At 63.9% G+C, this 14,080-nt stretch carries 10 protein-coding genes; 1 reads left to right on the plus strand and 9 read right to left on the minus strand.

Going from position 1 to position 14,080, the window contains the following annotated elements; translation table 11 throughout:
• Positions 1-33 precede the first annotated feature (33 nt).
• The 3 genes from AAFP29_RS03390 to AAFP29_RS03400 form a co-directional block, all read right to left on the minus strand.
• Complete coding sequence (locus AAFP29_RS03390; protein ID WP_419215893.1) at positions 34-5,172, minus strand: SDR family NAD(P)-dependent oxidoreductase; 5,139 nt, start codon at positions 5,170-5,172, stop codon at positions 34-36.
• Positions 5,169-7,154: an AMP-binding protein gene (locus AAFP29_RS03395; RefSeq protein WP_419215894.1), complete on the minus strand. Its 1,986-nt coding sequence runs from the start codon at positions 7,152-7,154 to the stop codon at positions 5,169-5,171. The genes AAFP29_RS03390 and AAFP29_RS03395 overlap by 4 nt, the downstream gene beginning before the upstream one ends.
• A 589-nt stretch (positions 7,155-7,743) precedes the next feature.
• Positions 7,744-8,289 carry an OsmC family protein gene (locus AAFP29_RS03400; RefSeq protein ID WP_419215895.1) on the minus strand — a complete coding sequence of 182 codons (546 nt, stop codon included), beginning with the start codon at positions 8,287-8,289 and terminating at the stop codon, positions 7,744-7,746.
• Between the two features lie 57 nt (positions 8,290-8,346).
• Between AAFP29_RS03400 and AAFP29_RS03405 the strand changes: the two genes are divergently transcribed.
• The gene (locus AAFP29_RS03405) at positions 8,347-9,432 is read left to right on the plus strand and encodes a helix-turn-helix domain-containing protein (RefSeq protein ID WP_419215896.1); all 1,086 of its coding nucleotides are present in this window, start codon (positions 8,347-8,349) and stop codon (positions 9,430-9,432) included.
• A 46-nt stretch (positions 9,433-9,478) separates the two neighbouring features.
• Here AAFP29_RS03405 and AAFP29_RS03410 read toward each other — a convergent pair whose 3' ends face one another.
• The 6 genes from AAFP29_RS03410 to AAFP29_RS03435 all read right to left on the minus strand — a co-directional run bounded on the left by AAFP29_RS03410 (position 9,479) and on the right by AAFP29_RS03435 (position 14,068).
• Entirely contained in the window at positions 9,479-10,600 is a 1,122-nt protein-coding gene (locus tag AAFP29_RS03410) for an LLM class flavin-dependent oxidoreductase (RefSeq protein WP_419215897.1), read from the minus strand.
• A 354-nt stretch (positions 10,601-10,954) separates the two neighbouring features.
• A complete protein-coding gene (locus AAFP29_RS03415) occupies positions 10,955-11,851 on the minus strand; it encodes a 1,4-dihydroxy-2-naphthoate polyprenyltransferase (RefSeq protein WP_419215898.1) in 897 nt (298 codons plus the stop codon).
• 36 nt (positions 11,852-11,887) lie between these two features.
• Positions 11,888-13,012, minus strand: coding sequence for an o-succinylbenzoate--CoA ligase (menE, locus tag AAFP29_RS03420; RefSeq protein WP_419215899.1), 1,125 nt, complete (start codon positions 13,010-13,012; stop codon positions 11,888-11,890).
• 31 nt (positions 13,013-13,043) lie between these two features.
• Positions 13,044-13,370, minus strand: coding sequence for a DUF3349 domain-containing protein (locus tag AAFP29_RS03425; protein WP_419215900.1), 327 nt, complete (start codon positions 13,368-13,370; stop codon positions 13,044-13,046).
• 86 nt (positions 13,371-13,456) lie between these two features.
• A complete protein-coding gene (locus AAFP29_RS03430) occupies positions 13,457-13,768 on the minus strand; it encodes a DUF3349 domain-containing protein (RefSeq protein WP_419215901.1) in 312 nt (103 codons plus the stop codon).
• Between the two features lie 18 nt (positions 13,769-13,786).
• Entirely contained in the window at positions 13,787-14,068 is a 282-nt protein-coding gene (locus AAFP29_RS03435; RefSeq protein WP_419215902.1) for a hypothetical protein, read from the minus strand.
• Positions 14,069-14,080 lie beyond the last annotated feature (12 nt).

The following is a 14,080-nucleotide window of genomic DNA, read 5'->3' on the forward strand; positions in this document are numbered from 1 at the left end:
GATAGGGAATTCGTGGTGGTGACAGGCGGCCGGTCAGGCCGCGGCGGCGATCTTGGAGTAGAGATGGTCGGCGAGGTCGGCGACCGTCCGGTATTCGAATGCGGCGGTGGCCGAGAGCCGAACGCCGGTTCGGGCATGAATCTTGTTGCGCAATTCGATTGCACCGAGGGAGTCGAGTCCCAAGTCGGGTAGCACTTCCTCGGTCCCGATCGAGGTATGCCCACCGCGCAGGTTAAGAACCGAGCCCAACAATTCGGAGACCAGATCGACCGTGTCCTCGACCGATGTGGGCGATGTGCTGGCGGCCTGTGCCGGTGGGGCGCCGGCAGCGTGAGCCGGCGTTCGACGGTCCCACCGATCGAAGAGAACCGAGTGATAGGTCCCGCTGGCGAGGATCGTTGACGGATCGATCAGGGCGGGGATCGCCGAGGTCTGCTCACCTTTGATGACTTCGTCGAAGAGGAACGTGCCCGTCTCCGGTGAGATCGTTCCGATCCCGATCCGCGCCAGTCGGGCGGTGTCAGCGTCGCTGAGGCCGCCGGTCAGATCGGATGGCGCATCCCACAGTCCCCAGGCGAGTGACCGGGCGGGTAAGCCGATCTGGACGCGTCGTTCCGCCAACGCGTCGAGATAGGTGTTCGCCGCGGCATAAGCTGCCTGGCCGGCTGAACCGATCACCCCCGCGAATGACGAGAACAGGACGAATTCTCGCAGCGTCGCGATCTCCCTGGTGAGTTCATGGAGATTCCACGCGCCCACGGCCTTCGCGCGAAATGCCTGCTCAAGGTCGTCATCGTCGATGTCGGTGACCACCGCGTCGGCCAGTCCTCCCGCGGTATGTACGACGGCGGTGAGCGGGCGGTCCCCGGAAATACCGCGCAGGACAGCGCTCAACTGTCCACTGTCGGCGATATCGCAGGACACGATCTCCACCTGGGCGCCCAGCGCTTCCAGTTCCTTTCGCAAATCGGCGGCGGCTGGGGCGTCCGGGCCCCGCCGGCTCAGCGAGATCACCCGTTCCACTCCATGCCGCTCGACCAGGTGTCGCGAGAACAGTCGTCCGAGACCGCCGGTACCACCGGTCACCACAGCGGTGCCGCCAAGTGGTGCCAGTCGGTCGCGTGCGTCATTCGACCGCGGCGCGCGAACGACCTCCGGGATCAACCAGGTCCCGGCGTGGGCCGCGAGTTGCGCTCCACCTCCATACCGGCTGGCCCCTTGAACTACCGACTGGTCAGATACCGAGCCGTCCGTATCGACCAACGTGATACGCCCGGGATATTCGTTCTGCGCGCTGCGGATCAGGCCCCAGACCGCCGCCGCGTTCGGATTGATGCCATCCGCCCCGGCATCGCCTCCGGTACCGACCGCGTTCGCAGTTACCACCACGATATTCGAATCACTCTGTGCCAGAGAGGAGTTCAGCTTCTCCAGGACCTCGCGCGTGTTCTTGATGGCGCGTTCGGGCGACTGTGCTGGGTCAACCGCGGGTATGGCGATGACCTCGACCGGTGTCAATGCGACCGGTTCCTGCGGCGCGGTCGAGTCGGCCTCGCGCCAGCGCGTCTCGAACACGGCGGTCTCGCCGATGGACTCGAGTAACGCGTGAGCCGATATCGCCCTCACTACCAGTGAATCCACATCGGCGACGACGCGGCCGGCACTGTCCCCGAGGATGAGCCGGACCGAATTCTCGTCAGTGGTCCGGTGCAGAATCACCCGCAGCCGGTCACCCGCCGCCAGCCGATTGTCGTCCGGCCCGAGGTATCGGACCCCGCTCCAGCTGTAGGGGACGTCGATCTTGCCTTCCGATACCAGCGCCAGCGCGTGTAGGGCCGAATCAAGGATCGCGGGATGAAGAGTCGAATAGTCGGTTTCCGAGAGTCCTTCCGGGACCCGAAGTTCGGCGTAGAGGGTTTCACCGCGCTGCCACAGGGCACTTAGTCCGCGAAACCGCTGACCGTATTCGTAGCCGCGGTTCCACAGGATGTCGTAGGCGTCGGTCAGGTCGACTGATCGCGCGCCGATGGGCGGCCAGATCGCGAATTCGCGGGGCGCTGGATCGACGACGGTGGCAGCGGAGTGATCGAGTACGCCCTCGGCGCAGAGTTCCCACTGCGAGCCGATCGTTCTGGAATGGATTCTCAGCAACCGCTGGCCGAGCCCGTCGACGTCGGCCACATGTGCCTGTATTTCCCGTTCACGGTTATCGGTCCCGAATGCGAGGGGGGAGTGCAGGGTCAGTTCGCTGATCGCGGTGGCCCCGCTCTCCCGCAGCGCGGCGAGCGCGATGTCGATATACGCGGTTCCGGGTAGGACCGCGATACCCGAGACGGCATGATCGGCGATCCAGGTCTGACGGTCCGGCGAGATTCGGCCACTGAAGAGCGTCGCGTTCGAATACGCGAGATGCACGGCGCTGTCGAGTAGCGGCGCGCCCGGACTGCCGGCGGAGAGTGAGGCTGGGGCGGAATACGCCGGTGCCCGTTTCCAGTACGACCGTTCATCCCACGCGTAGGTCGGCAACACGACGCCGCCGCCCCGCCTCGCGTCGTCGGTCGGCTGCCACGAGATGTCGCCGCCCGCAACGAAATACTCCGCCCGGGCGCGGTCGAGGAGTGCGTGGCCGTCGTCGTCGCGTCGCAACGACGTGATTATGGAGACTCGTCGCCGAAGTGAATCGGCCACACTCTCGATCGAGGTGACCAGGGACGGATGCGGACTCATCTCGACGAAATGACGGTGGCCGTCGCGGATCAGCTGTTCGGTGGTCTCGACGAAGCGAACAGGTTCGCGCAGATTGTCGAACCAGTACTCCGCGTCGATATTGTCGGTCACCACCTCGGCATCGACGGTCGAGTACCACGCGATGTCGGTGGCGGCGCTATGAATATCTGAAAGGCTCTGGAGCAGAACGTCTTTCAGTGGCTCAACCTGGACGCTGTGTGACGCGTAGTTCACAGCCAGACGACGAACGAACACCCCGTCCCGGTCCAGCGATTCCACGAAGTCCGCGACGTCGCGCTCGTTCCCCGCGACTACGGTCGTCCGCACGCCGTTAGTCGCCGCGATGCTGAGATCACCCGACCGTGCCGCCAGTTCCGCCTCGGTGTCATCGGCGCTCAGGCCGACCAAGGCCATCGCGCCGGACCCGGAGATCTGGCCGAGTGCACTGCTTCTGGTGGTCACCACCTTCACCGCTGCCGACAGGGTCAGCGCGCCTGCGACATAGGCGGCGGCGATCTCCCCCTGGGAATGTCCGACGACAGCGTCGGGATAGATGCCTTGTGCCTGCCAGTGCGCCGCGAGCGAGACCATGACCGCGAACAATGCCGGCTGGACGACATCATCGGCGGCTAAGGCCGGCGCGGAGCCCTGCCCGTGAAGGACATCGATGACACTCCACCCGGTGATCTTGCGGATCTCGATGTCGCACCGAGCCAGTTCTGCGGCGAACGCCTCGGAGTGTTCGAGTAGGTCAACGGCCATACCTGCCCACTGCGACCCTTGGCCGGGAAATACGAATACGGTTTTGCCGTCGATTGCTCCGAGCCGGTCACCCCGCACCACAGTCGGCTGATCGACTGGTTCCCCGGTGCCGATGAGTCGTAATCCGTCGACCACCTGCTCGGTCCGGTCGGCCAGCACCACCGCGCGGTATTCGAAATGAGTGCGGCGCTGGGTGAGTGCGTCGGCGACGTCGGCGAGGGACACTCCCGGCTGGCGGTGGAGTTCTTCGATCATCCGCCCTAGCTGTGCCGCGTTACCCCGCAAGGCGCCCTCGCTCCTGGCGGAGAGGACGATATGCGTTGACACCCGCCCATCGGCGGGCGTCGTCGCCGGGACCGGCGGTTCCTCGATCAGGACATGGGCATTGGTGCCGCTGATTCCGAAGGCGCTGACACCGGCTCGGCGAGGCCGATTCGCGCTGCGTCGCCACGGCCGTCCTTCGCCGGAGCCGACGATCCGCTCGCGTAGCGGTCCGGTTCGCGAACCAACCGTTGCCGGAATCCACTCATGGTGCAAGGCCAGAACAACTTTCACGATCCCCGCGATCCCCGCCGCAGCCTGCATATGACCAAGGTTCGACTTCACCGAACCCACGACCAGCGGGGGCTGGCGGGTATCGGTCGGCTGGCCGTACACGGCGTCCAGAGCCCCGAGTTCGATCCGGTCACCCAGCGGTGTTCCGGTGCCATGTGCTTCGACGTAGTCGACATCTGCCGGTGCGACTCCCGCCGATGCCAATGCCGACGTCACAACTGTCACCTGAGCGGATTCGCTCGGCGCTGTCAGCCCTTGGCTCCGGCCGTCCTGATTGATGGCCGACCCTGCCACTACCGCCAGGATCGGGTCTCCGTCGCGTACCGCGTCGCCCCGCCGTCGGACCATGAGTACGCCGGCGCCCTCGGCCCAGACGACACCGTCGGCTTCGGGGGAGAAGGGGCTGCACACCCCAGACGGGGAAAGCCCGCGCATTCTGCTGAACTCGACATGGTTGGTCGGCGTCACCAGCAGACTGACTCCACCGACCAAGGCGATGTCGCAATCGCGCGACTGTAGCCCCTGTGTCGCGAGGTGCAACGCGACCAGTGATGACGAGCAAGCCGTATCGATTGTCATCGCGGGACCGGTGAGTCCTAAGGAATAGGCGATCCGGCCCGAGGCTACGCTGCCGGCCGAACCGGTGCCGACATAGCCGTCGAGGTCGTCGAGGGATGACGTGGACGAATATCCGCTGCCGTAGGCGCCGATGTAGACACCGGTCCGTACCGAACGCAGATCCTCGGCGCGTTTACCCGATCGTTCGATTGCCTCCCACGCGGTCTGCAGCAGAACGCGTTGTTGCGGATCCATCGATTCGGCTTCGGTCTCACCGATGCCGAAGAACCCGGCGTCGAACCGATCGATTCGGGAGAGGTAGCCGCCGGTGAGGGAGTACGCCTTACCCGTGGCGTCGGGGTCATCGTCGAACAGATCCGGCTGATCGGGCCACCGTTCGACGGGCGGGTCGCCGGTTACGCGATTTCCCTCGCGCAGGAGAGTCCAGAACTGTTCGGGGCTCTTGCTGCCGCCGGGGAAATCGCAGGCCATTGATACGACGACGATGTCGTCGTCCGAACCGTGTCCTGGGGTGGGAATTGCGTTGGGCGGCTGGGCTTTAGTCGTCATGGCACTTCATTCGTGACGGCACCGGCTGCGGCGGCCGCGGCCTCCGCGATGGTGGTGTGGGTGAACAAGAAAGTCGGCTCTAGTTCCCGGCCGAGGAATCCGCCGAGCTCCACCGATAGTTCGACCATCCCCTTGGATCCCAAACCGAGATCCGTCAACTGCTGCTGTGTACCGATCGAATCGGGTTCGGCCGCAACACGTTCGGCGATCACATCCTGGAGCCAGAACTCGATCGTGCCCTTGGACAGTCTCGGGCGCCTTCTTGCCGGGGGATCGGTGGGAGTCTTGATGGTGGTCTGCTCGGGTGCCCGCGCGGCAATCGCGAGCGAGCCTTCGAGATAGGCGGTCCGGCACGCTTGCCGTTGAATCTTGCCGCTGCTGGTTTTGTAGATGGTGCGAGGTTCGACCAACACGACATCGGCGACGGCGATTCCGTGTGCGCCACTGACGGCGCGGCGGATGGTTTCCGACAGGCCGGGCGCGTCGATCGCCGATGAGTCCGACTTTCTGATCTCGGCTACCACGACAACCGACTCGCTTGTTCCGTCGTCATAGGAGAAGGCCGCGATGCAGCCGGGGCGGACTCCCGCAGTCGCCTGCTCGATGGTCAGCTCGATATCCTGCGGATAGTGGTTCTTCCCGTCGATCACGATCAGGTCTTTGCTTCGTCCTGTCACATGAAGGTTCCCGTTGTGCAGGAAGCCGAGATCACCGGTGCGTAGGTGGGGAATACCACCGAGTTCGGCTCGGAATACTTCTGCGGTCTTCTCTGGGGAATCGAGATAGCCTTTCGCGACGCTGTCGCCCGAAACCCAGATCTCGCCGACGGTTTCGTCAGCGACTTCGACGCCGTTGTCCGGATCGGCGATCCGCACACCGATACCTGCCGGAGGACGTCCGGAGTTGACCCACTCGGTGTTGTCCCCCGGCAGTCGGTGGGTGGTGAACAGTTCGTCGCGATTCGATGCGGTCACCATCAGTGTGGCTTCTGCGAGGCCGTAGACCGGTAGTAGTGACTCGGCGCGAAAACCGCTGGGGGCGAACGCTTTCGCAAAGGCGCGCAGCGTCGTCGGACGTACCGGCTCGGCACCGTTGAATGCTGTCCGCCAATAGCTGAGATCCAGGCCGCGGGTCAGCTCCGGGGTCGCTCGACGCAAGCTGAGCTCGTACCCGAAGTTCGGCGCCCCCGCGGTATGCGCCCGATACGTGGAAATCGCCGTAAGCCAGCGTTCGGGTTTCGCCACGAAGTGCAGTGGGGACATCAAGGTGCTGGTTTTGCCGAAGAACAGAGTCTGCAGCAGGGGAGCTATCAACCCCATGTCGTGATAGACCGGCAGCCAGCTGGCGAAGAGGTCCCCCTCCCAGTCGCGAATGACCTCGGCGGTGTGGCCGAATCCTTCCGCGAGGGCGAGTTGGTTATGCATGAGGTTTTTGTGGGTGACCTCAACGCCCCGGGGAGTGGAGGTGGAACCACTTGTGTACTGCAGGAAGGCGAGGCCGTCGGGATCGACGGTCGGTGCCGCCCAGCCCCGACGCGGCGTATCGCCGATGACATCCCCGGCGATCCAGGTGAGTGACGTCAGGTCCAGATCATCTGCCTCCCGGCTGAATCTCGCAACCACCGGAGAGGTCGAAAGCGCAACGGAGACACCGGCATCGGTGATGATCTGACGGAGTCGCCGCAATCCGCGATCCCATTCGCTGCGCTCCGGCAGTGGCATCGGGATCGCCGTCGTACCCGAGAGCAGGCAGGCGGTGAAGGCGACGACGAAATCCAGTCCCGGCGGGTAGAGCAGCAGAGCCCGTCGGCCCGCGTGTTCATCGAGTTCGGAAGCCAGCGCCCGCGCTCGCGCGATCAGGTCACCGTAGGTCAGATACGAGATGTCGCCGTCCACGTCTCCGGATTCGAGAAATCTGAACGCGAGCTTCTCGGGGTTCTCGGCAGCGTGTTGCTGGATGACATCGACCAGTGTGTTCGTCATTTCCACAATGCTCCGTCGATCGTTGGTGGTGAACTCTGTGCGTTCACGTGCAGGTGCTGTCTGATGCGATCAGGTGCCGCACGACCCAAGTATGGGGGCAGGGCAACTTAAGCGCCACTTTAAAATCAGCGCTATTTCTAGAAATTTAATAATCTCTACTTCTGTTTTGGTAAGCAGGGTGAGGTTTTCCGGGCGCGTAGCCAGGCTTCGATGCCGTCGGTGTCGGTACTTGAAATCGGCCGTGCACTCTCGCGACTGAGCGGCGAAGGATGCTCCGCCGGCCCGCGTTTCCCCCCGGCCGCGGGTATGACAAATTGGCCCGGAATGGGTGGATATGGCCAAGCGGGTACGGCCGAAGGGGCGGGATTGGCGCGGCGCCGCGACTACGGCGATCGTCCGACCAGGCAAGTCGGCTGAGTAGAACCCCGCTAAGGGAGCGACCGCGCGGCGGCGTCACCCGAAAAGCGGTGGCTCAGACGCGTCGTGCCCGTGTGGTCACCAAAGGCACGGTCACCAAAGGCGCGGTCACCAAAGGCACGGTCACCAAAGGCGCGAAATGTGATCGCGTCGGTCGAGTCGGCGAGCGCTGTCAGTCAATAGATAGTGCGGTACTCACCGGAGTGGCCTGATGTACCGTGTGCGCTACCGGTGATCCGGACAGTGCGCGATCCCAGATGTCTTGTAAGACACTGTCTTCGGCGTCCCCGGAAATGGCGCCGTGAACTTCGAGCGACCGATACCCGGGACTTCCGGAAGATTCGAGCCCGGCCCACTTGAGGGTGTTCTCAAAAGTGCCGGACACCGAAACCCGCAGGCTGTGAAGCTGGACTCCGACGACAGTCGCGTGCAACACCACCCCTGCCAGCACACAACTACCGACTGCCGACAACATGTACTCGTGTGGTGTCGGAGCCGTATCGTCGGCCCGCACATCTCCCGGTTGATCGAATGAGATGGAGTGACCGCGTACTGACGCTGAACTCTTGAACCCCTCGGTCCAGGCACACTCCACGCTCCATGGGCCGGAGAATTCCTTCACCCTGCGTGCATCGCTCAACAGTTCCACGAGGACGGTGCGGTCTTCACCGGAAATACCGTTGACGGTGCCCTCATCGTGGTTCACCTGTGTGCCCATGGGACCAAAGTGTACGGTCTTCGGAATGGAGCGCATAGCTTTGGACGGCCGCCGAGTATGACCGGTCCACTGTTCGGGTTGCCGCCTCTCGATCAATTGCTTCAGGGGATGGACTGGGGCGAGAACATACTCTGGACGAAGAAGGCCGCGACGTCGATTGACGAGGGTCTCGAGCAAGAACTCGTGGTCGCGGCGTTGTCGGGCAAGCGATTCGCCGGTTTACTCCTCGTCGGAGAGGTGGATGAGCGGGGGATCAGCGACCGTATTTCCGGGGTCGATATCACATCGGTCGATGATGTCTCATCGGCTGCGGAAGCTTTGAAAGCACTGGGAAGAAAAACCCTAGTCGTCGTCGCCCGGCCGGCGAACGCCCCGGCACCCGACCGGTCCGGCGGGCTCGCCATTCTGATAGCGCGGACCGGTGCGGTCGGATATTGGTTCGATGGCTCAGGTGATGCGAACAAAGGATTGTCGACGCTGGCTCCGGTGATTCTCGAAGTCGACGCGACGAATATTCGCGTCGAACGCGCTGACGCCCGCGGCGCGGAGGTGCGCGGGGCGATCCTGCCGTATCGCCTGGGCCCAGAGGGTATCCGTGTGGAGGCGACTTCGACCGCGTCCCTGCTGGGTCGTGGGCTGCGTGCGGTCCGCCGCGAACGCGGCTGGAGTCAGGCGCATCTCGCATGGATGGTCGGGGTGTCTGGCAGCGCGATCTCGCAGGCCGAGCGCGGCCACCACGCGATGTCATTGGAAACCGTCCTCGACCTCGCGGATAAACTCGGTACCACCGTCGATCAGCTCGTTCGTGGCCGCACCCCCGACTACGGCATCGACCGGGCCGGATTCTCCGATAGCCACCAGACGCCGCGAATCATCACCCACGGTCGTGGTGGACAGGGCGGTCGTCCGGCGCTATCCACTGCGGTCAGCCGAATATTGCCCCGCGGATCATCCTCACCCGGCTTCGATTCCGACCTCACCCAGGTGCTGATAGTCGGCCGCGGAATGGTTCAGGCCATCTTGAAATCTGCCCGACCTCTACTCCGCGAGGGTGACGTACTCACCGTGGATCGCGGTGGCATTGCGAGTTGCCGCAATGTCGGCGACGATGAAGCGTTGGTGTTTTGGCAGCAGCTTCGATGACCCGCCGAGTGGAAAATACGAATTTTCCGCGTCGACAGTTCTCAATTCAGTTAACGGACGCCGGCAGGATTTCCGCGACAATCCGAGCGCGCCAGTCGGCGACCAGGGAGTCAGGGGCGCCCGCGCCCGGACCCATGAGCTGGAATCGCCGGATACCCATTTCATACAATTTGCCGAGGCGGTCGAGACAATAATCGCTGGGTCCGGCGATTGAGAATGCGTCGAATACTTCGGTGGTAACCGCTTGACTCTGCGGCGAGCCATGTTTGAAATGTGCACGCATGTCATAACTTTGTTTGACAGCGGCGAGTGAAGCGGATTGGGATCGGGCGATCGGGCCCGCAGTGCCATTCTGCATCACCGAAAAACGGGCGTAGGAGCCGACATGCCCCCGCAACGCCTCACGTGCCGCAACGCGATCGTCGTCGATCATCAGTGGCACATAGGCTCCGATTCCCAGCGTGTCGGGGTCGAGGCCGGCTGCCTCTCGGGTCTGGCGAGCCAAGTCGATGGCCCATGCCACCCGGTCGTCATCGACGCCGACACCGAGCGTGATCGCGTCGCCGAGGCGGGCGGCGATCTTGATCATCCGGGGTCCGGTCGCGGCGACGTCGACCGGCACCTTCGGCTGCGTGGCGTTCCGTTCGAGCCAGCGCAAACGACTCGCGTCGGGGGCACCGGCCAGACCGAGGGATTCGACTGAGCGCAGCCCACCGACCGCATCCGTCGCGAGATCGAAGGGGACATCATCACCGGCGAGATACCCCTGGAGTCGTTCGAGAAAGCGTTCGAACTGAGCAACGGGTGCTGGTGCGAGTCCAAGGTGGGCGAGCGCGGAATCTCCTCGCCCGATCCCGAGGACGAATCGTCCGCCGGATTCCTCCTGTAATGCGGCAGCAGCGGAGGCCAGGGTGGCGGGGTGGCGGGTGATGGAATTTGTCACCGAGGTGCCCAGGCGCAGGACGCTGGTTGCCACCGACGCGACAGTGGCGGCCACGAAGGTATCTCCGGAGGTGCACTGCGAGTCGACGATCCCCATCCCCGACCAGCCCTCTGCCTCCAAAGTGGCGGCGTTGACCGCGGCGACGCCCGGCAGTGCATAGCTGCTCGTCCAGTATTCGACATCGCTCGACGAGTTGCGACGCGGACTTCGCGGCTGGTTCGTCACGGCTGTCCTATGAGCTTCCGGTGCGGTTGAGACGGTAGATATGTCAACGTCGCATACTCCTAGCTAGGTGATACCTGCAGCATAATTCGCGCGCGCTTATGCCCGTCAAGATCCCAATCTCGATGATTTATTGTCACCGGATTAATTGGCATACCCTTCAGTGCGAATGGGTGACGAATTCGTCGCACCGAAAGCTTGGCGATTTATATGTGTTGGCGAACTGCGTCCGCGAACACATTTATCAGGGAATGTGCGATGCGGCACAAAGGTCTGCGAAACCGCGATTTAGGCCTGACAAGGAGTTGTTTCTAGCGCAGGTTGTCGACATAGCCATGGCACGATTCAGAGCTGCGCTCACCCGACCGCCAGGGCCACCGCCGTCAGCGCCGACCACGCCAGCATCGCCTGGCCGGTTGCACCCAGCGTGGGGATCAAACCCATTCCCTTCGCGCCGCCTGTGACCGGCTTATTCGCGACGTAGACCAGTGGCGCGGCCAGCAAACCGGCCAGTGCCCACGGCGTCGCGGCGATGAGTGCAAGCGAAACGACGAACGGCACAACTGTCAGCGTCGCGAATAGCACTCGCGTCTTGGCATCGCCGAGACGTACGGCGACGGTGATCTTGCCGGATTCGGTGTCGGTCGGGATATCGCGCAAGTTGTTGACCACGAGTACGGCCGACGACAGCGAACCCACCGCGACGGCGGTGAGCACACCGACCCAATCGACGCGTTCGACGAGCACATACTGCGTACCGCACACAGCGACCAGGCCGAAGAAGACGAAGACCGCGACCTCGCCGAATCCCAAGTAGCCGTAGGGCTTTTTGCCGCCCGTGTAGAACCAGGCTCCCGCAATGCAGACGGCGCCGACTACCACCAACCACCACGCGGTGACCAACGCCAGCACCAAACCGCATACCGCGCCGAGGCCAAGGCATCCGAACGCCGCCAACTTCACCGCCTGCGCGCTCGCGGCGCCCGACCCCACCAGCCGCATCGGTCCGACGCGATCATCATCGGTGCCGCGAACGCCGTCGGAGTAGTCATTGGCGTAGTTGACGCCGATGATCAGGGACAGCGAAACCGCAAGGGCCAGCGCCGCTTTCCACCATTCAATACCGCCGAAGCGGTCACCGACGCCGTCGGCCGCGAGATGCAGCGCAGCACCCGTCCCGGCGATCACCGGGGCGATTGCGTTGGGGAGCGTGCGGGGTCGCGCACCGTCGATCCACTGTTTCACCGAAGCCACGCACCGATCCTTCCATGCGTCACCTGCGGTAGATCCTCAGCCCTCCAGCTGAGTACGCAGTGCGCGCCGGTCGACCTTGCCCGGTCCGCGCATCGGCAACGCATCGACGACAAACAACTCACGTGGCGCGGCGAAGCGGTCGAGTTGTTCACCGACGCGGCCGGCCAGGGAGTCCAACGTCGGCTCGACATCGCCCGCCGCGACGACGACCGCGACTACCCGCTGACCGAGCCGACCGTCGCGGACCCCGACGACGGCGCACTGCGCGACGAGCGGATCCTCCAGCAGCACCGCTTCAACCGCCTGCGGCACGACGGTCAAACCGCCGGTGCAGATCGCCTCGTCGGCCCGCCCGATGATCGACAGCACGCCGTCGTCGATGCGGCCGAGGTCGTCGGTGAGGAACCAGCCGGGCTCCGCGAAAGACGGATGGTCGGGATGATTGCGGTAACCGTGCGCGACGGTCGGTCCCCCTAGTGCGACACGTCCGGATTCGGTGATCCGCACCCGCACGCCATCGAGCGGTTTGCCGTCGTATACGCAGCCGCCCGCGGTCTCGCTCATGCCGTAGGTTGCGACGATGGGCACGCCGGACTGCTCGGCTCGCCGACGCAACGGTGCCGGAGTTGCCGCGCCGCCGACGAGGACGGCGTCGAATTCACTGAGAGTCTTTGTCGCTGAAGGTGATTGGAGAACCTTCAGCAATTGCGTCGGTACCAGTGAGGTGTACCGACGGGCTGCCCGTAGGGCAGCGGCCATAACGACGAACTCATTGACGTCGAAGCCGTGCGATACGTCGAGTACTGCCGGTTTATGTCCGGCGGCCAACGCTCGTAGAAGTACTTGGAACCCCGCGATGTGGTGGGCGGGCAGGGCGAGTAGCCAGTTGCCGTCGCCGCCGAGCCGGCTGGCGGTAGCGCGGGCAGACGCCCGCAGCGTCGCGGCGGTGTGTACCGCTCCCTTGGGAATCCCGGTGGTACCCGACGTCGCGATCACCAGTGCGGCGTCGTCGGCGATGGGTTGGCCGGCACCGAGTGCATCAGTCAGGAGGATCGCGGCCGGATCGTCGGGGGCAGGTGGCAGAGGTAGGTAGGCCGCGTCGCCGTCGAGTAGGGCGGTCAGGTCATCGGCGACGTCGAGTACCGCGGGACCCATTGGCATGGGGAGCGGGGTCAATCGGCGTCCGCGAGTATTACTCACTCGGGGGAGGACCCAGTGGGTGATCGTCGAACGGCCATCCGGCGCCTTCGAGAACTCTGCGGACCCGGTTGAGATCGGTGTCATTCGGTAGATCTTCGGTGACTTTCGTGATCTCCACGCCGGCGTCGATTTTGGAGATCTCGTCGGACGGCGGACGCGCTTCCTTGATCAGCGACACAGCCACATCCTGGACCTCATCCTCGGTGAGTTGGCGGCGCAGGAGCGCCACCAGCGGGATGTAGTCACCCTGAGGTACACCGTTGGGGTACCCGGCACGCAGCCAGTCGATGACACTCTTCAAGAACGTTGGGCGATCCATGCGGTACCTCCTTTGTCGCAAGAGTATCGAAACCAGGAATCCCGCAGCGCTCTCGCTACGGGATTCCGGGGGAAGAACGGAAGCGGTTAACCGACGGTGACCTCGGTGGTGAGCGGCCAACCGGCCGCTGCGAGGCGGCTGGCGACCTGATTGATCTCCTCGGCGTTCGGCTCCTGTTCGGTGACCTGAGCGATCGCGGCGTGGATACGCTCTTCGGTCAACGGGGTGTCGGTGCCGTATTCGCGGGCGAGGGTCAGCGCCACATTGGTGACCTGTTCCTCGTCGAGGACACGCGTCAGCAGGGCCAGAAGCGGCGGAAACTCGGTTGGATCAATGCCTTCGGGATATCCCTTGCGAACCCACGAAACGATGGACTCGAATGTCGACTGGTTAGTCATGTATGCGCTCGCTCTCGGTTATTTGTAGCCGAACGGGAAGATCTTGACGTCGGTGTAGTAGTAGATCGTCTGTCGCGTGATCCACAGGATGCCGGTGATGATGACCAGCGCGACGATGGCGAAGAGCACTATGCCGAGATATTTCAAGAGTGGGTTGGGGGCGGAGACGGTGCCGTCGTCGTGGACGGTGCCTGAGCCGTCCGCGTACCAGCGCAGGCCCACCGCGAACAGGGCAGGCAGACCGGCGCCGAGCAATAAGCCGATGGCCAACACCTTGAGGATCGATTCAGCGATATCCATGAGTCTTCAGTC

The sequence above is a fragment of the Gordonia sp. CPCC 205333 genome (assembly GCF_048537885.1).
In the GTDB taxonomy this organism is placed as follows: domain Bacteria; phylum Actinomycetota; class Actinomycetes; order Mycobacteriales; family Mycobacteriaceae; genus Gordonia.